Genomic DNA, 19084 nt, shown 5'->3' with positions numbered 1-19084 from the left:
ATTTGTTCATCTTACTTCACTACCGCTAAATCAAAAATCTTTACGGGCTACTTTTATTGTTCCCTCCGGCCTAATTCCGTTAACATATACATCTGATCCCTAGGCTCAGCCATCTCAACCGCTTTAGATATATACAGCCGGAATTGGTCGAGATTCCTATCGAGAAACTCCCGAATGACAGTAATCACCTGCCATCCCTCATAGTTCAGGTTACGTACTTGTTTCTCGTATTCGGAATATTGCGAGTAACTGCATCTTCTCTCTACGATTTCGTCTCCAACGAATTGGATAGCAATTTTCGTAAGGAATTCAGAGGGGTAAAGGTAGAGACAGTAGCGTGTTTTAGCTCGTTTTATAGGATAGCCTACTTTCAGATCGCTAAAATCAAAGTTCACAATCGGTCCCCACAGCTCCTGAAGAAAAATGCCTACCTCCTCGCCGTATTTCTCCTCAACTTTCTTGTTAAGGCTTTTTGCCATCCATTTCGTAACGTTCGGGTGAACAAAACGCTCTTCTTTTGAAGGACGCTCCACCCAAGTGCTTTCCGGGTACTCGAATTTATAGCGAAGTGCTTCCCTGCCGCAGAAAACCAGCTCCCCTAACTGATTGAGAACTATAGAATCATTTGATATGCAATTTTTGTAATAAAATCGCTGATCTTCATTGCACATGAATGTCATATAAGCCATAATGTTGCGGGCCTCTTCCGGGTGCTCCCGGTCCAAATAATCACTCAGCGGGGCAAATGCCTGATTAAGCCATCTCTCCGTTACTTTTTGGGGTGAGCTAACTTGCGGATACACGATATCTTCCTCCTCTAATTGCAGATAAAAAAAAGCACACATGCGAGCAGATAACAGACTTCTGCAGGCACGGTGCTTCCGTTTTATTAGATATTATATAATGAAATCATATCACATTTAACCAATTATTTACAACTGTTGTTTATGATTCATATCTATCATTTATCCCTCTGGTATCTTTGTTTTGTACTATTATTTCTTCGGCAATGTGGAAATGTATTTTTTGACCACTTCATACACATATTCCTGACATCCCTCTGCTGTAGTTGGATCATATTTTCCACCGTTTGTCTTATTGTTAGAGAGAACTCTAATTCCCAGGAATGGTACACCATATGAATTAGCAATTTGTGCTGCCGAGGCACCTTCCATTTCCTCCACGGACGTACCGAATTTGTCATGCAGCCATTTAATTCGGTCTACCTCGTTATTCCAGAAGTCCCCTGAACCAATTGTACCCTCAACGACCTTACCCTTCGTATACTTATCTTTAACGGCATTCGCTGCTGCCAGTAGATTTTTGTCTCCCTCATAAAAACGAGGTTTTTCAGCGTTCGGATCTTCCCCTGCACTTCCTTCAGAGGCCATCAAATCCATAGGTTTCCATAATGTTGGATCAATGCCCTGATTTGCACCCTTGTCTGCCGCTTTAAATGAACCGATGTTGGTTGTTCTTTGTCCTAGAACGATGTCAAAAACATTTAAATTTGGATCATGTCCCCCTGATGTTCCTTGGTTAACAATAGCTATAGGGTTATATTTTTCAATAGCCAATGCCGTAGCAGCAGCCGTATTTTCCATTCCTTTTCCTGTTTTTGCAACGATAACAGGATAATTATCTACAGTCCCTTTATAAAATACAAAACTTCCCGATTGTTCTTCCGAAACATTTTCCAATCTTTTAGCAAACTTCTCAGCTTCAATTGGCATTGGACCCTCAATAATAATAGGTTTTTGTGCGCTAGTCTTTTGAGCAGAGCTACAGCCTACAGCTCCTGTTACCAGCAATGTGCCAACTACTCCTAACAACCCAAACTTCTTAAACAAATTAATTTCCCCCTTGATGTTCGATACACTCGATGAATTAAGCCCAACAAAAATCTACAAATAAAAAATGCTCTCTACACTAGACCCGGAACCGGAGCTAGACTTAGAGAGCAAAAGTATAAAATAAAGCAAAATAAAGCTTTGCCAAATTCAATGATGCGTTGGTCACAAACCAAATACCCTATACTTTAACTCGAAGTCCAGCTCATTCTAGGGAGCCGGGTAGAGACGCTCAGACCATATTACCGAGCATATACGAGTTATCCATTTTTTATTATGTTGAAAGTATAGCAAACTCACAGAGGAATCTCAAGGAAAAGGCGAATGATATTCGCGAAGTTTTGTTAAATGTTCGTAAATGTTATTGAATTCAAAGGGAAAAATAGAGAATATGTTTAAAACTCACCATTTTTTCAATGGTAAGTATCTCAGTCCCCGTCCTCCTTGTACAAAAGAAAAAAACTGAGGGGAGTACTGAAATGTCCATCTAATTTGCTAACGAAGCACACTCAACTACGACTACCCTAGCGGTACATTTCAATGGCGTGCTCCCTCCAGGATTTCTCCCCCCGTACCTCCTAATACAAAAGAAAAAAGCACCCTCGAAGGGTGCTTTTTCTGTACTTGTATGGAGGTGAGGGGAGTCGAACCCCTGTCCGAAAATATCGCCACACAGGCATCTACGGGTGTAGTCACAGTTTTGATGTCACCCGAGCAGCGCGCCGTAACCCGCTCTGCGTTGGGTCAGCCTGATTGTCTTCCTACGTCCGACCCCAGGCGGAGACCAAACGTCGTATCCCACTAAGGTTGGGCCCCTATCCTAGCACATGGGCGATGCGAGGGAGGAGCTAGCTCACAGGTTATTAAGCTGCGAAAGCTAAGTTGTTGTTTTGTTTGCCATTTAATAGGCTTTAGCGTTGTTAAAGCGGACGCGTCCCCACTACCCGCAACCCGCGCTCGAACTATCCCCGTCGAATCCAAGAACACCCCCGGATTGCCTTCATTTCCGCCCATAGAACGGAGAAGGTAAAAGACGAGCTGTTAGAGCGAAATTGCTCTTTAAAACTGAATCATTTGCTGTAGACCTAGTATAACACAAGCTGTGCAAAAATGAACGCTCAGGTTTGTGGAAGTCTAGGTGCTGCTTACCAATACCTTTGCCACGTTATCTGGCAATCTTCTGCTTCTCGCGCAGCGCACGTTGAATGTCGCGTTGTGCATCTTTTTTGGCTGCCGATTCACGCTTGTCGTACTGCTTCTTCCCTTTACCAATGCCGACTAAAAGCTTAGCATATCCATTGCGGATATACACCTTCAACGGCACAAGGGTGTAACCTTCTTGCTTTGCCTGGCCCAACATCTTGGCGATCTGTACTTTCTTCAAAAGCAGCTTCCGCGTCCGTGTCGGATCCTCTGGATTACTTCGGTTACCTTGCTCAAAAGGACTAATGTGCATGTTATGGACAAAAGCTTCTCCATTACGAATCGTCGAAAAGCTATCGCCAATGTTCGCTTTACCTGCCCGTAAGGATTTGATCTCCGTGCCGGTCAAGACAAGACCTGCTTCGTACGTTTCTTCAATAAAGTAATCGTGTGAAGCCTTTTTATTCTGGGCAAGCACCTTGCCATCTGCCTTCTTCGTTGCCACGTGAGATCCTCCTCCCGCAATTTCCAGCAGGTAAATACTGCTACAATGTGCATCCTATTGTAGCAAGATCAAGCCCGAAATGCAAGAAGCGGCGTTATCTCCGCCGCTTCTTGCTACCGCCGCCGTCGCCGTCACTCCGGCGACGACCACCCTTAGCGAGCGCGTTCACGCCGCTCGCCCAATCACTGCCGCTGCTGCGCTCAGCAGCGGAGCCACCGCCCGCTTGGGCTTCGCCCCCAAGCGCAATACCTCCGCGGCCGCGCTTGCTCTCGCCGCGGCCAGCACCGCTATCTGTCCGGCCTGCGCCGACAGATTCCAGCCTTGAGCTCAAGCTGCCGCCTTCGCTCAGCTTAGGACCACGCGCCTTCCCGCGACCACCGCCGGCTTTGCCGCGGTTTTCGCTCCACGGCGTGTTACCGCCTTTCCCGCGGCGCGATTTGCCCTGCCCAGCGCCTTCACGCTCTTGACCTGCTCTCGCACGACCAGCGCCTTCACCACGCTCTTGACCTGCTCTCGCACGCCCCTCAGCGCCATCACGAGGCGCTCTTCCTTCTTGCCCTTCCACACGACCGCGACCTTCACCGCGCTCTTGCCCTGCCCTTAAACGCCCTGCTCCATTAGTTCCATCTTGCCCTTCTTTCACACGTCTAGCCGCGCCTTCTATACGCTCTTGACCCGATCTCACACGCCCAGCAGCCCCACCATCACGGCCCGCACGCGCCCCATCAGTTGCACCAACAGCACTACCTTCTCCTCGCCGGCGCCCCGCACTCTCACCCTGAGACTTCGAAAAGCCACCTTTACCTTTGGTATAGCCGCCCTTGCCCTTCTCCGGCTTGCCTTTGCCGCCACGGAAGCCCTTGAAGCCTGCCGCTCCTTTGAACGGCTTGCCGCCTCCACCGCCACGGCTAAAACTACCCTCTTTGCGAGGCTTCATATCCAGCAACTCAAAATCAATCGTATGCTCTTCCATATTTACGCGAGCCACACGGACTTTAATTTCATCGCCAATTCGGTAGATCTTGGACGTGCGCTCTCCAACGAGAGCAAACTGTCTCTCATGGAAGTTATAGTAATCATCGGTCAAATCGCTCAAACGGATCAAGCCCTCAACGGTATTGTCCAATTCAACGAACATCCCGAAGCCGGTTACACTCGAAATAATGCCCTCGAACTCTTCGCCCACTTTATCCAGCATATATTGAGCTTTCTTGAGTGCCTCTGTTTCACGCTCTGCATCTACAGCTACACGCTCGCGTTCCGATGATTGCTGCGCAATATCACTCATGCGGGAAGCCAAATATTCATGACGAGTATCAGACAAAGTACCGCTTTCCAACACTTCACGAATGACCCTGTGAATAATTAGATCGGGATAACGACGAATCGGTGAGGTAAAGTGGGAATAAAATTCCGCCGCCAAGCCAAAATGCCCCAAACTCTGAGCATCATAACGAGCCTGTTTCATCGAGCGAAGCATAATTTTGCTAAGCACAGTCTCCTCTGGCGTCCCCTTAATGTCCTCTAGCAAGCTTTGCAGCGCACGTGGATGTACGGAATTGCCCTTCCCTTTGACCGAATACCCGAAGTTCGTCACAAACTCCATGAAATTCATCAACTTCTCAGCATCAGGATCTTCATGGACACGGTATAAGAAAGGTACTTTCATCCACGAAAAATGCTCAGCAACCGTTTCATTCGCAGCCAGCATGAACTCTTCGATCATCATTTCCGCGACAGAGCGCTCTCTTTTCACGATATCGGTTGGTTTACCGTCTGCATCTACCAGAATTTTAGACTCTTCAAAATCGAAATCAATCGCACCGCGCTTCATCCGTCTGCCGCGAAGTCTAGCTGCCAGCTCTTCCATCCGCTTAAAATCTTCCATCAAATACGCATAACGCTCCACAAGCTCAGGCTCAGCCTCACCCGTCAAAAGCTTACGCACATTCGTATAGGTCATTCGCTCGCTAGTCTTAATTACACTCGTAAAAATCTCATGATTAACGACCTTGAGATTCTCATCGAACTCCATTTCACAAGACATCGTCAAGCGGTCTACTTTGGGGTTAAGCGAACAAATCCCGTTCGACAACCGATGCGGCAGCATAGGAATCACACGATCCGTCAAATAGACGGAGCACCCGCGGTTATAAGCCTCGATATCCAGCGCCGTGCCTTCCCGAACATAATAACTTACATCAGCGATATGAACGCCTAATTTATAATGGCCGTTCTCCAAAAGCTCTACATTAACCGCATCGTCCAAATCCTTGGCATCTTCACCATCAATGGTGACGATCCGCTTCGAGCGAAGATCGCGGCGCCCCTGGCTAACAATCTCATCTTCCGTAATCGAATCCGGTGCTGCATCTGCTTCTTCCAGTACTTCCTCTTTGAAAGCCTCCGGCAGCTGGAACTTGCGCACAATCGCCAGAATATCAACACCTGGATCGTCCTTATGGCCGAGGATTTCAATAACTTCCCCTTCAGCCGCAGAGCGACCTTCTGGATAGTTCACAATCTTTACTACGACCTTTTGCCCCGTAACTGCCCCATTAAAAGCATGCTGAGGAATGAAAATATCTCTCGTCATCCGCTTATCGTCAGCAATAACGAAAGCATACGTATCCTGTCCCTGAAAAACGCCCACAATCTGTGTATTAGCGCGAGTAATGACCCGCACAACTTCGCCTTCCAAGCGGCCCCCGCCTTGGCTTCTGGACGTTACTTTTACGAAAACAATGTCACCGTTCATAGCCGTATTCAAATCATGCGCATTAATATACACATCCGGGTGCTCCCGGTCTTCCGGAATCAAGAACGCGAATCCTTTCGCATGGGCTTGCAGTCTTCCTCTTACCAAGTTCATGCGCTCCGGCACGCCATAACGGTCATTCCCGCCTCGAACCACGTGACCGCTTTCCTCTAAACGATTCAATAATTTAATAAAATCCTTGAACTCTTCCGCTCCTGCAATCCTGAAATGCTTTTCGAGCTCTTTATAAGACATAGGCTTATAAGCCTCATCTCGCATCAAACTAATAATATCTTGATCTGTTATCATATACACTCTTCACCTTCTTGTTGTTGTTGAGCTTCGTCCTACACTCACCGTATCCGTTCCTTTACTCCATAGTATGCCACTTGTAGAGAAAGGATAAACGCCGCAATATCGGCATAAACAAGCTCTCTTTCTTGATCCAGCAGCAAACCGTGCGATGATTTCGCATAATAACGAAGCTCTTTGCTTTCAGAGCGAGTGCGTTCATATAAAAACGCTGCGCTTCCCTGATGGACGACACCATCCCTGCCCCCCTGCCCGATCCATATCGGCGCTTTTACTTGAGGCAGCAAACCTTTTACATGTTTCAAAAGCTTTCGCAAACTAACGACGCAGCGAATCGGCGTTTTGGTATATGCACATGACTCATCTAATAGCGTGGAGAGTGTTTTGGGCTTCTTATTTATGTATTTGATAAAATACTGCATAATGACCGCCAACGCTGATTTTCTTGACGTCAGAAAGATCGGTGTAGCCAGCGAGATCACACCTGCCACTTGACGCTCAACCGCCAGCTTCAGGGCCAAAAGGCCACCCATCGAATGCCCCATCACGACGACACTTTTGCATTTCGCCGCAAGCTCATCATAATTCTCCAGCACATGCCCATACCAATCCGTCCATCCGGTTCGTAGCATATCTTCCGGTGACGTTCCATGTCCGGGAAGCCTCACTGCCTGAATCGTGTAGCCCTCATCCCGCAGCTCATACCCAATCCGTCGAAATTCGGAGGGCGATCCCGTGAACCCGTGAATCATTAATATGCCTGTTGTTTGCTTCGTCCCCTTGCCTGTCCAGAAAAAAGGCTCCGTGGATTTGTAAACTCTGCTTTCGATGGTAAACATCTCCTACCTATAGGCCCGTTTAAAATGAAAAAACAGCAGGAGTAGATTTCCCCTGCTGTTATCGTTTTATGTGTGTTAGGCCTTCACTACGTATGCTACGACAATGGAAAGAATGAAAAATGCAGCAGCAAGCCCCATCGTGAAACGGGACAAGAAAAGTTCTAAACCTCGTGCTTTTTGTTTACCAAATAAGTGCTCCGCACCACCGGAGATGGCACCGGACAACCCTGCGCTTTTACCTTTTTGTAGAAGAACAATCGCAATTAATCCGACTGAAGCTATGATTAACAAAATTTTCATAAAGATTACCATGTTTATTAGCACCCCAATTGCCTGTACTTTTGCTTATATGACTAGCATGAGTATTTTAACACAGTTCGTCCTAGAAAACAACAAAAGAGGTGTTTGGACGTTTTGCTACGTTTTAATCACGGTAGGAATAGGCAGATGATTGGCGATTGGCGCTTCTTGACCGCTTATTTCCCCCAAGAAAAGCCTGAACCGCTTGCTTCGCACACCATAACGCAAAGAGTGTAAAGATAATCGCCCACACCATGGTCGGAACCCCTGTATGAAGCGCCAAATTCGTGGCGTCCCCAGCTTGCCGCGCATCTCGCGACGCAGCTTGGATCAAATAAATCGGTCCGAACACGGACTCCTCCAAGCATAGAAAAGCGAGCAGCAAGTAATAAAAATTGCGCAGCCATTTAAGAGGAATAGCCATCATAATGATCGTCAAGGCAATAAATCCGATTAAGAACATGATGCCGAAACCATTCCGAACGAATAGGAGCAATGAAATGGCCGATATAGTGATCATGACCAGAAAACCGACCTGCTGCTTCCCTCTGGCAAAGGCTGAGAACAGGAACCAAGCAAATACGGAAGCTGTCGTATATCCGGCCAAAGCTACAGGAATGATCGACCACGATCTGGCTTGAGAAATCGCCGAAAGCGTGACACCGCTGTGGTTGGCGTACAGCTCAATTCGCTGCACTTGACCAGACAGCGCCAACGTTACCACCGCGTGCCCAAACTCGTGAACCATTGTATCCAGGTTACGAAAAAAAGATGAGGGGATCCAATGTGTAAGCAAGGCGGAACCTATCAGAAATAAAATAGTCTTCACCCAATTGCTCAATACAATGACCCCCTCGGTCGCACAGCCAGATAATGACACAAGTCACTATCCGGCTCTGCTGTTATTTAGTTATTTACTACGAAGCAACTTATTTAAAGTTTCTCAAGTTGTAGAAAGCTTTTTTACCCGCATATTGAGCTACGCTGAACAACTCGTCTTCGATACGAAGAAGTTGGTTGTACTTCGCAACGCGGTCTGTACGGGAAGGAGCGCCTGTTTTGATTTGACCAGCGTTTGTAGCAACCGCGATGTCAGCGATTGTGCTGTCTTCGCTCTCACCGGAACGGTGGGAGATAACCGCTGTGTAACCAGCGCGTTTTGCCATTTCGATCGCATCAAAAGTCTCAGTAAGCGTACCGATTTGGTTTACTTTTACCAAGATGGAGTTACCGATGTTTTGCTCGATACCTGTGGAAAGACGCTCAGTGTTCGTAACGAACAGATCGTCACCAACGAGTTGAACTTTGTTACCCAATTTCTCAGTAAGCAATTTCCAACCTTCCCAGTCATCTTCGGAGCAGCCGTCTTCAACTGTGATGATTGGGTATTTATCAACCCATGCAGCAAGGAAGTCAACCCACTCAGCGGATGTGAATGTTTTGCCTTCGCCTTCAAGTACGTATTTACCGTCTTTGAAGAACTCTGTGGAAGCAACGTCCATACCCAAGAATACATCAACACCTGGTTTGTAACCAGCTTTTTCAATCGCTGTAAGAATAGTTGTGATCGCTTCTTCGTTGGATGTGAAGTTAGGAGCGAATCCGCCTTCGTCGCCAACAGCTGTGTTAAGGCCTTTGTCTTTCAATACGGATTTCAAGCTATGGAAAATCTCTGCGCCAATGCGAAGAGCTTCTTTGAAAGTAGGTGCGCCAACTGGCAGAACCATGAACTCTTGAACGTCAACGTTGTTGTCGGCATGCGCCCCACCGTTGATGATGTTCATCATTGGAACTGGAAGTGTTTTGGCATTGAATCCACCAAGGTATGTGTACAAAGGAACATCCAAAGCGTCAGCAGCAGCGCGAGCTACAGCCATAGAAACAGCTAGGATTGCGTTAGCTCCTAATTTTGCTTTGTTTGGAGTACCATCTAGCTCGATCATTTTAGTGTCGATGCCAACTTGATCAAGTGCATCCAAGCCAATGATTTCTGGAGCGATGATTTCGTTAACGTTGTCAACGGCTTTCAGAACGCCTTTACCAAGGTAACGACCTTTGTCACCGTCACGAAGCTCAACAGCCTCGTACGCGCCTGTGGATGCGCCAGATGGAACGATAGCGCGGCCAAATGCGCCGGACTCTAGATAGACTTCAACTTCAACCGTCGGGTTACCGCGGGAATCCAATACTTCGCGTGCATAAACATCAGAAATAATAGTCATTGTAGAAAACACTCCTTTTATATAATTAATTTGGTTGCTATCTCTTAAGGATTGTAGTCCCGGTCATTTGTTCCGGTTGTTTAACCTCTAAGAAGTCCAGCAATGTTGGGGCAATATCTGCCAAAATTCCGCCGTCTCTTAGTGTAACAGATTTGTCCGTAACAATAAAAGGGACCGGATTCGTTGTATGAGCCGTGTTGCGTGAACCGTCCGCATTCGTGACAACATCGGCATTCCCGTGATCAGCTGTGATGCAGACAACTCCGCCTTTGGCAAGAATCGCTTCCACCACTTTACCCAGACACTCGTCTGTCGCTTCGATCGCTTTCACCGTTGGCTCCAGCAAGCCGGAGTGGCCAACCATGTCAGGGTTTGCGAAGTTCAGGATGATCGCGTCATGACGTTCCGCTTCAATCTCTTTAACAACAGCATCAGCTAGTTCATAAGCGCTCATCTCTGGCTTCAGGTCATAGGTTGCAACCTTCGGGGAAGGGATCAGCAAGCGAGTTTCGCCTGGTAGTTCCGCATCGCGTCCGCCGCTGAAGAAGAACGTTACGTGCGGATATTTCTCCGTTTCCGCTGCACGAAGCTGCTTCAGACCGTTCTGAGCGAGCACCTCACCAAGTGTGTTGTCGAGATCCTTCGGTTTGTACGCTACGAAACCGTCAACAGACTCGCTGAACAACGTCAGACATACGTAGTACAAGTTCTTAGCCACTTTAGGACCACGGTCAAAACCACGGAAGTCTTCATTCGTGAAGACTTGCGAAAGCTGGATCGCACGGTCCGGACGGAAGTTGAAGAAGATGACGGCATCTCCGGATTCAACAAGACCTACCGGTTTGCCATCCTCACCAACGATAACCGTTGGCATAACGAACTCGTCGAAGATGGATTTTTCGTAAGATTCAACAATAGCTTTCATCGGATCGGTGTAGGCTGGACCTTCACCGTAAACCATGGCGCGGTAGGATTTCTCCGTACGCTCCCAACGTTTATCGCGATCCATTGCATAGTAACGTCCTTGAACAGTCGCAATTTTACCTACGCCGACTTCGGCGATTTTCTTCAGAAGGCGCTCCATGTAGCTCTTCGCAGAATCCGGAGCTACGTCGCGGCCGTCGAGGAACGCATGGATATACACTTCATGGAAATCTTCTTTCTTAGCCAGATCCAGCAAAGCAAACAAATGCTCAATGTGGCTGTGCACGCCGCCATCGGAAAGCAGCCCGTAAAGGTGCAGCTTTTTGCCGTTCTCTTTGGCATGACGTACAGCGCCTACGATCGTTTCATTGTCGTAGAATTCACCGTCACGAATCGATTTTGAAATCCGCGTCAGATCCTGATAAACGATACGGCCTGCGCCGATATTCAGGTGTCCTACTTCAGAATTCCCCATCTGTCCTTCAGGCAAACCTACAGCTTCACCGCAAGCCGTTAAAGTTGTATGTGGATAACTTGACCAGTAACGGTCATAGTTCGGCTTTTTGGCATGAGCAACGGCATTCCCCTGCTCTTCCGAACGAAGTCCGAAGCCATCGAGAATGATGAGTGCTACCGGTTTCGGTCTGGACATATTACTTCGCCCCCTGGACGAGTTGGATGTAGGAAGCAGACTCTAAGCTTGCTCCGCCAACAAGTGCGCCATCGATATCAGGTTGCGCCATGTATTCAGCAATGTTGTTAGGCTTCACGCTGCCGCCGTATTGGATACGAACCGCGTCTGCTACGGAAGCGCCGTAAAGACCGCTCACAAGCTCACGGATGTAGCCGATAACGTCTTGTGCATCAGCAGCTGTGGAGGATTTCCCAGTACCGATAGCCCAGATTGGCTCGTAAGCGATAACCACTTGTGCTGCTTGCTCTGCGCTAAGACCAGCAAAAGCTGCTTCTGTTTGCACTTTGCAAACATCTTTGGTTTGACCCGCTTCGCGCTCTTCCAGCTTCTCGCCTACGCAAAGGATCGGTTTCAAGCCGTGTTTGAAAGCCGCAGCGACTTTCTTGTTCACGATTTCGTCCGTCTCAGCGAAGTATGCTCTACGCTCGGAGTGACCGATAATGACGTACTCCACACCGAGATCTTTCAGCATAACGCCGGAGATTTCGCCTGTGAACGCGCCATTGTCTTCGAAATGCAGGTTTTGTGCGCCTACGTGCAAGTCAGTGCCTTTTACAGCTTCAACCAGTGCCGGCAGGTTTGTGAAAGGAGAACAAATTACGCTTTCTACACCTTCTACCGTGCTGCCTTTTACTTCGTTTATAAAGCTAACAGCTTCGGAAACAGTTTTGAACATTTTCCAGTTACCCGCGATAATCGGTTTTCTGCTCATTCGGAATGCTCTCCTTTGATAATAAATTATTTATCGTTCAAAGCTACAACGCCTGGCAATGCTTTACCTTCCATGAACTCCAAGGAAGCTCCGCCGCCTGTGGACATGTGGTTCATTTGCTCAGCCAAGTGGAATTTCTCCGTTGCTGCAGCAGAGTCGCCGCCGCCAATTACTGTGTAGCCTTCTGTTTTTGCGCAAGCCTCAGCAACCGCACGTGTACCATGCGAGAACGGCTCGATTTCAAATACGCCCATCGGTCCGTTCCAAACAACCAGTTTGGACTTCGCGATAACGTCAGCATAAAGTGCACGTGTTTTAGGTCCGATGTCAATGCCTTCCCAATCTGCAGGAATGCTGTCAATATCAACGATTTGCGTGTTCGCGTCTGCACTGAATTTATCCGTAACAACGATATCTACAGGAAGCAGGAAGTTAACACCTTTTTCTTTGGCTTTCGCAATAAAGCTAAGCGCCAAATCAAGCTTCGAATTATCCAGAAGCGATTTACCGATTTCGTAGCCTTGTGCTTTCAGGAATGTATAGGACAGACCGCCACCAATCAAGACGTTGTCTGCAATGTTCAGGAGGTTTTCGATGACAGCGATTTTGTCTTTCACTTTGGAACCGCCGACGATCGCTGTGAAAGGACGCTCAGGGTTGTTCAGCGCTTTGCCTAGAACATCAAGCTCTTTCTCCATCAAAAGACCGGAAACAGCCGGTATGTAAGCAGCGATGCCTGAAGTTGAAGCATGCGCACGGTGAGCTGCACCGAATGCATCATTTACGAACAGATCAGCCAGATCAGCGAAAGCTTTTGCCAATTGAGGATCATTTTTCTCTTCGCCTTCGTTGAAACGTACGTTTTCAAGCAAGAGAACGTCGCCATTTTCAAGCGCATCCACTTGTGCTTTCACGATTTCACCAACGGATTGATCCGCTTTGATCACGTTTTGGCCAAGCAGCTCAGCCAATTTTACAGCAACCGGTGTTAAACGAAGCTCTTCAACCACTTGTCCGTTTGGACGGCCAAAATGCGCAGCAAGAATAACTTTAGCGCCTTGCTCTACCAAGTATTTAATCGTAGGGAGCGTTTCTCTGATACGTGTATCGTCCGTGATTTGACCATTCTCTACAGGTACGTTGAAATCAACGCGAACGAATACTCTTTTACCAGCTACTTCAACATCGCGAACACTTTTCTTACTCATAAGTTAAAGCCTCCTGAACGTATATGGTTTACTTCCGTACTTCCTGTTTCCGATCAACTTATATAGGCAACAATCGCACATAAAGAGGAGAATCGCTTCTCCTCTTCATGTGGTTGTTAGTGTGTGTTGTATGAAATTACAGACCTTTTTTAGCGATGAAAGCAGCCAAGTCAACTACACGGTTGGAGTAACCCCACTCGTTGTCGTACCAGGAAACTACTTTCAGCATGTTGTCGCCAACTACCATTGTGGACAATGCATCAACTGTGGAAGATGCTGGGTCACCATTGAAGTCGCTGGATACAAGCGGCTCTTCTGTGTAGTTCAGAATGCCTTTAAGAGGGCCTTCGGAAGCTTGTTTCAGAGCTGCGTTTACTTCGTCAACCGTTACGTTAACTTTAAGCTCAACAACCAAATCAGTTACGGATACGTTAGGTGTAGGAACACGCATAGCCATACCGTTCAATTTGCCTTTAAGTTCTGGAAGAACCAGACCGATTGCTTTTGCTGCGCCAGTGCTGGAAGGAATGATGTTCTCAGCTGCTGCACGAGCACGACGAAGGTCTTTATGAGGAACGTCAAGCACGGATTGGTCATTTGTGTAAGAGTGAACAGTTGTCATCATACCTTTTACGATTCCGAAGCTATCGTTGATAACTTTCGCGAAAGGAGCCAAGCAGTTTGTTGTACAAGATGCGTTGGAGATGATTGTGTGAGCTGCTGGATCGTATTTGTCTTCGTTTACGCCAAGTACGATTGTGATATCTTCGTCGGAAGCAGGAGCGGAGATGATAACTTTCTTAGCTCCACCTTTCAAGTGAAGGGATGCTTTTTCTTTCGCTGTGAAGATACCAGTGGATTCAACAACGATTTCTGCGCCTACAGATGCCCATGGCAGGTTCCCAGGGTCACGCTCAGCAAAAACTTTGATGGAACGACCGTTAACGATCAATTCGCCTTCGCCAGCTTCAACTGTTGCGTCTAGTTTACCGTGAGTTGTGTCATATTTAAGCAAGTGAGCCAATGTTTTAACGTCAGTCAAATCATTTACTGCAACGATTTGTACTTCTGAGCTGTTCAAAGCTGCGCGAAACACGTTACGACCAATACGTCCGAAACCGTTAATACCTACTTTTACCATAGCGAATTCCTCCTAAGATTAAAAAAGATTTATTTATTTCAAAACGCAGCTGGTACAAGCCCACGTTATGATGTCCAATTACACATGTTTCATAATTTCAAGTGCCGCCGCTTCGTCCGTGACCAGCACATCTTCTTGCCCGTGCCTTAGAACGGAAGCGATCGCTTCACCCTTGCTTTTACCGCCTGCTACGCCAATCACGACTTCTGTCCGATGCAGATCCTCCAGACGAAGCCCGACTGTAGGCATCTTGTGCACGACATTTCCTTGACGGTCAAAATAGTACCCGAATGCCTCTGCCAGAGCGCCATCGTCCTGCAAGCTGCGAGTCGTTTCGGCGTCCACCTTGCGCCTTCGAGCCATGACCATAGCATCTCCGATACCGTGAACTACGATGCGACAACTGCGAACAGCGTCAACAACTTCCTGAATCTGCGGATCTTGGATAAGCGTCTGATACGCTTCCTCGCCTAGATGATCCGGCACATGAAGCAGTCTGTATTTCCCGCCTGTCTTCTTGGCCATAATAGACGCGATTGTATTTGCCTGCATATCCACGCTTTCGCCGAGTCCACCGCGAGCCGGTACGAACCAATTGCCTTTCATGGAAGAGGAAATCGTCAGGTTATTCGCAATTTGTGCCATTGTTGAGCCGCCGGTTACTGCAATAATGTCGCCCTTGGCCACATATTTGCGCAGTGCCGCTGCGCCGGCGCGTCCAAGCTCCTTCTTCGTGAAGACCGAAGTGTCCGTATCGCCAGGAACCACAATGACTTGCGATAGACCATACGCTTTCGCGATGCTTTCTTCCAAATCCGTCAATCCAAAAGCGATCTTAATGATCGGCAGCATATCCTCGAGCAGTTGACGGCCGGACTCCGTGATCTTCATCCCAGAGGCGTCCGATTCCAAAAGCCCATGCTCCTTAAGGAAGTCTACTTCTCCGCGGAGCACCCGCTCCGTCATATCGAGCGAAGAAGCTAGCGTTCTACGTCCGACAACACCAGAGATTAAGATATGATGCAGAATCGAGTATCGCTTCTTCATGATGTCCATGAGATCCGGCAAGAGCTTTTTCTGAATGTCTAGAATTTCTCTCATATAACGACGTTCGACGCTCCTGATCCAGTGATGGACGTTTTATGTCCCGGGTATACATTTTGCGTCCCACCCGGGTGAAAAAAAATGGCCTTACACGTTTATTATAACCAATAACGTTTGAACATTCAACAATTGTTCAAACAATTTCAACAAAATGTGCTGTAAGGGCTTACGGTATTGCTTTTTGCGCGGAGGTGACATATAATAACCCTTGCTTCGCTTTTTTGAAACATGCGCCCGTGGTCCAATGGATATGACGTAGGCCTCCGAAGCCTGAGATAAAGGTTCGATTCCTTTCGGGCGCGTAAATGACATGGAAATAAGGGAAACATTAGAGAAATCAGTCGGTTGACTGATTTTTTTTATTGTTAGTTTGACCTTTCTTGACCTTCGAAGGTTTTTTCGTTATCATACTTGTAGATACTGTAAATAGTATGTACGAGGGAGATCAATTTCATAACTCATAGCATGACATTGGCCCCAGGCACCAAACTTTTAAACCATCTACCCACCCCAAGGAGGTCATTCTCATGAGTTTTATCCCTATGGTCGTCGAACAGGACGCACGCGGTGAAAGAGGATATGACATCTACTCTCGCTTGCTGAAAGACCGCATTATTTTCTTAGGCACGGGTGTCAACGATGTTGTGGCAAACTCCATCATTGCTCAGTTACTATTCTTGGCCGCACAAGATCCTGATAAAGATATCTCGCTATACATTAACAGCCCTGGCGGTTCCATCACAGCCGGTATGGCGATCTACGACACGATGCAGTTCATCAAGCCGGACGTCTCCACGATTTGCGTTGGTATGGCTGCTTCGATGGGCGCATTCCTGCTAACAGCTGGCGCCAAAGGCAAGCGTTACGCGCTTCCGAACAGCGAAGTCATGATTCACCAACCGCTTGGCGGCGCTGAAGGCCAAGCCTCCGACATCGAAATTCGCGCGAAGCGCATTTTGAAAATGAGAGACAACCTGAACAAAATCCTTGCAGAGCGCACAGGACAAACGTTCGAACGCATCGAAAAAGATACAGACCGCGACAACTTCATGAGTGCTGCTGAAGCAGCCGACTACGGACTCATCGATAAAGTAATCGAGCGCGTCTAATACAAATAACCAGCTTGCATGACTGCTCTTCTGAGCGGCCTTGCGGCTGGTTTTTTTATTGGTGGGCTGATTGCCCTCTAACGGACTCCACAGCCTCTATTTATCGATTTTAGGCTCCAAATTCAATTTAACGGACTCCAGAGCCGTTAATTGCCATAAATAGCCCCAGCAACGGAGAAAACCTGTTAAATAACGTCACCACAGTCCGTTAGCTGTCTAGCTGCAGGCAAATAGCAAAGAATAACGGCCCGTGTGTCCGTTGCACAACGAATTCCCTGCCGCGCCCCGCGTTCGACTACCGCTACCAGCTGCAAGCAAGCCGCCCGTTACCCTGCAGCAAATGCAAAAAAAGAGCCCCAGAGGCTCCTATCCACCCGAAAATCTTCCGATTTTCCAAGCGAAGCAATAGGATCTCCAAGGCTCTTAACAATCACTTACTTTTTCTCATCCAATGGGTAGAAAATAAGGTCAATCGGGAACGCTGAGCCCGCCGGAGGCGTGAACTCAATATCCAGCGCGTCTTCCTTGCCCGTCGTGCGAGCCAGCACTTCCATGCCGTCAAACGCGGTAATAACACCGGAGCTCGGAACCGGAATGATCTCGCCGTTAATTTTGAACGGCCCTTTGAAAACGCCGCCTCTAGCCATAATCATAACGGCCATTTTGCGCGGCTTATCCGAATGGATTTTATAAACCACACCATAGTTTCCGCCGTTCTCTACGTTCTCCTTGCGTATCACGTCATAACCTTTGACGAACGGGTCGGTCTTATTATCGCCTATCGTCAGCACCGATGTTTTGGCGAAACTCGCCGCATCAATGTCCCACTTGATTTCGGATACCGGGAAAGTCCCCCTCACATGACCATTGAAAGCCAACAAAGGAAGTTCCTTCACGGTATTCGACGTTAACCTTTGATCCGTTACAGCGAAAGACATTTGTAACTCGCCATCTGTTTCGACATCATAGAACAAGTTCACGCCTTGCCCTGGATAAAAGTCTGGAAGCTTCGCATAGACATAAGTCTCATGAGGAGCAACCGTCATTGTATCTGTGTACACATTGTTCAACAAGAAGTCTACAGAAGCTTCGCTGCCGATCAAATTAGCATAAACGGAAGGATATACCTCACCTTTATTCGTCGTTTTGATGGTTACCGGTTTATCCGTATTATTCGTGGCGAAAATCGCCATCGTCATGATTTGCTTCGTGCCGTTGATATGGTCAGCATACAAACGCGCTTTCCCATTGATTTTGTCCTGATACAGAATGCCTTTTTCCGTAAACTCTTCGGGACTATCGCTTACCAGCAATGTGCGGTCAGTCAGCTCTGTAACTTTCTTTGGAAGCATCGGCAGCTCGTTGAAATGGGACCAAATAGTTCCCCAATCCGATTTGATGAAACTGCCCACAGGAGCTGTATAAATCGGGTACTCCACTTGACTCAAATAAGGCACGTCTTCAACCGTTACATAACTTTTGAATAATTTACTTTCGTGTCCATGGCGATCCTTCACGGTCAAAGTGACCGGATACTTGCCTGGTTTGAAGAACGCTTCTTCTTTGCCAACCCAATCGTAGGATGCAATACCTTCCGCATCTGGATCGTAGCTCAAATCCACATACTTCACAGGCTCTCCAAGGCGGTAAGTAGGCTTCGCAGTTGCAAACTTGGCTACAGGTCGGGAATTGCTGTCTTGATCAATGTAGATGCCCTCAGGCGTCTTAAAGTGGACAATCTCTACACGACGCAATTCACTGTTGTACGTGTACTTCGCGCCCATGTAATCCGCAAGCCATGTCAGCTTGACCAGAAGCTTCCCGTTCACAATCGCAGCAACCGAGTTAAAAGGCGTATCCACGCCATTGGTCGTAACTGTCTTATGGTCAGCATCCAGCACGATGTTGTAGCCTGGAGGTGTCATTTGAATCGTCCGGGAATCGTTATTCCACTCTACTTTGAAGCCCATGGTATCGCCCAGGAACTTGGCAGGAACAAAAGTACTCCCGTTGATAATCGTAGCTGGCGACTCCAAATGAATCTGATCCTCATTCACGAAAGCTTCTGACTTATCGATATAAAGTAAAATAAAGGACGAACTCGCCGATACGGCATGCGCTGCTGGTGCTGAAATCGCACTAGCCAGAAACACTAGTAAAGCGAGCATAACAGTAATCTCTTTCCTTAAAGCATTCCATTTCATTCTCTCTCTAACTCCTTTTGCCTTAGTATGCGAGGTATGCGAGATAGAGGGCAAAGCAA

15 protein-coding genes, 1 tRNA gene, 1 other RNA gene and 1 riboswitch are annotated in these 19084 nt (G+C 47.6%); of the genes, 2 read left to right on the top strand and 15 right to left on the bottom strand.

Features of this window, described 5'->3' with window-relative positions; genetic code table 11:
* Window positions 1–53: 53 nt before the first annotated feature.
* From ACKTT9_RS01510 to ACKTT9_RS01445, 14 genes are all read right to left on the bottom strand, one after another.
* Complete coding sequence (locus ACKTT9_RS01510) at window positions 54–803, bottom strand: hypothetical protein (protein WP_407870223.1); 750 nt, start codon at window positions 801–803, stop codon at window positions 54–56.
* A 192-nt stretch (window positions 804–995) separates the two neighbouring features.
* Complete coding sequence (locus tag ACKTT9_RS01505) at window positions 996–1811, bottom strand: 5'-methylthioadenosine/S-adenosylhomocysteine nucleosidase (RefSeq protein WP_407872936.1); 816 nt, start codon at window positions 1809–1811, stop codon at window positions 996–998.
* A 215-nt stretch (window positions 1812–2026) separates the two neighbouring features.
* A riboswitch (purine riboswitch) is annotated at window positions 2027–2129 on the bottom strand.
* Between the two features lie 347 nt (window positions 2130–2476).
* Window positions 2477–2841: a transfer-messenger RNA gene (ssrA, locus tag ACKTT9_RS01500) on the bottom strand.
* Window positions 2842–3015: 174 nt separating this feature from the next.
* Window positions 3016–3498, bottom strand: coding sequence for an SsrA-binding protein SmpB (smpB, locus tag ACKTT9_RS01495; RefSeq protein WP_167053092.1), 483 nt, complete (start codon window positions 3496–3498; stop codon window positions 3016–3018).
* A gap of 94 nt (window positions 3499–3592) precedes the next feature.
* The gene (rnr, locus tag ACKTT9_RS01490) at window positions 3593–6565 is read right to left on the bottom strand and encodes a ribonuclease R (RefSeq protein ID WP_407870222.1); all 2973 of its coding nucleotides are present in this window, start codon (window positions 6563–6565) and stop codon (window positions 3593–3595) included.
* A gap of 44 nt (window positions 6566–6609) precedes the next feature.
* Entirely contained in the window at window positions 6610–7407 is a 798-nt protein-coding gene (locus tag ACKTT9_RS01485) for an alpha/beta hydrolase (protein WP_407870221.1), read from the bottom strand.
* A 75-nt stretch (window positions 7408–7482) separates the two neighbouring features.
* Complete coding sequence (gene secG, locus ACKTT9_RS01480; protein ID WP_029196004.1) at window positions 7483–7719, bottom strand: preprotein translocase subunit SecG; 237 nt, start codon at window positions 7717–7719, stop codon at window positions 7483–7485.
* Window positions 7720–7831: 112 nt separating this feature from the next.
* Window positions 7832–8548 carry a M50 family metallopeptidase gene (locus ACKTT9_RS01475; RefSeq protein WP_407870220.1) on the bottom strand — a complete coding sequence of 239 codons (717 nt, stop codon included), beginning with the start codon at window positions 8546–8548 and terminating at the stop codon, window positions 7832–7834.
* A gap of 88 nt (window positions 8549–8636) precedes the next feature.
* Window positions 8637–9929: a phosphopyruvate hydratase gene (eno, locus tag ACKTT9_RS01470; protein ID WP_127457101.1), complete on the bottom strand. Its 1293-nt coding sequence runs from the start codon at window positions 9927–9929 to the stop codon at window positions 8637–8639.
* Window positions 9930–9966: 37 nt separating this feature from the next.
* Complete coding sequence (gene gpmI / locus ACKTT9_RS01465; protein ID WP_407870219.1) at window positions 9967–11505, bottom strand: 2,3-bisphosphoglycerate-independent phosphoglycerate mutase; 1539 nt, start codon at window positions 11503–11505, stop codon at window positions 9967–9969.
* Between the two features lies 1 nt (window position 11506).
* Window positions 11507–12259, bottom strand: a complete 753-nt coding sequence (tpiA, locus tag ACKTT9_RS01460; protein ID WP_407870218.1) for a triose-phosphate isomerase — start codon at window positions 12257–12259, stop codon at window positions 11507–11509.
* A 26-nt stretch (window positions 12260–12285) separates the two neighbouring features.
* Complete coding sequence (locus tag ACKTT9_RS01455; protein WP_407870217.1) at window positions 12286–13467, bottom strand: phosphoglycerate kinase; 1182 nt, start codon at window positions 13465–13467, stop codon at window positions 12286–12288.
* A gap of 136 nt (window positions 13468–13603) precedes the next feature.
* Window positions 13604–14608 carry a type I glyceraldehyde-3-phosphate dehydrogenase gene (gap, locus tag ACKTT9_RS01450; protein WP_127457105.1) on the bottom strand — a complete coding sequence of 335 codons (1005 nt, stop codon included), beginning with the start codon at window positions 14606–14608 and terminating at the stop codon, window positions 13604–13606.
* A 78-nt stretch (window positions 14609–14686) separates the two neighbouring features.
* Window positions 14687–15709, bottom strand: coding sequence for a sugar-binding transcriptional regulator (locus ACKTT9_RS01445; RefSeq protein WP_407870216.1), 1023 nt, complete (start codon window positions 15707–15709; stop codon window positions 14687–14689).
* A gap of 233 nt (window positions 15710–15942) precedes the next feature.
* On the opposite strand from ACKTT9_RS01445, the gene ACKTT9_RS01440 reads away from it, so the two are divergent.
* Window positions 15943–16014: transfer RNA gene (locus ACKTT9_RS01440), tRNA-Arg, on the top strand.
* A 225-nt stretch (window positions 16015–16239) separates the two neighbouring features.
* Window positions 16240–16821, top strand: coding sequence for an ATP-dependent Clp endopeptidase proteolytic subunit ClpP (clpP, locus tag ACKTT9_RS01435; RefSeq protein WP_157323735.1), 582 nt, complete (start codon window positions 16240–16242; stop codon window positions 16819–16821).
* 434 nt (window positions 16822–17255) lie between these two features.
* Here clpP and ACKTT9_RS01430 read toward each other — a convergent pair whose 3' ends face one another.
* Window positions 17256–19025, bottom strand: coding sequence for a stalk domain-containing protein (locus ACKTT9_RS01430; RefSeq protein WP_407870215.1), 1770 nt, complete (start codon window positions 19023–19025; stop codon window positions 17256–17258).
* Between the last annotated feature and the right edge of the window lie 59 nt (window positions 19026–19084).

Source organism: Paenibacillus sp. P36 (assembly GCF_045866505.1).
GTDB classification, from domain to species: domain Bacteria; phylum Bacillota; class Bacilli; order Paenibacillales; family NBRC-103111; genus Paenibacillus_E; species Paenibacillus_E chondroitinus.
Note: the sequence above shows the minus strand (reverse complement) of the source record. Positions and strands in the feature narration are given on the sequence as shown.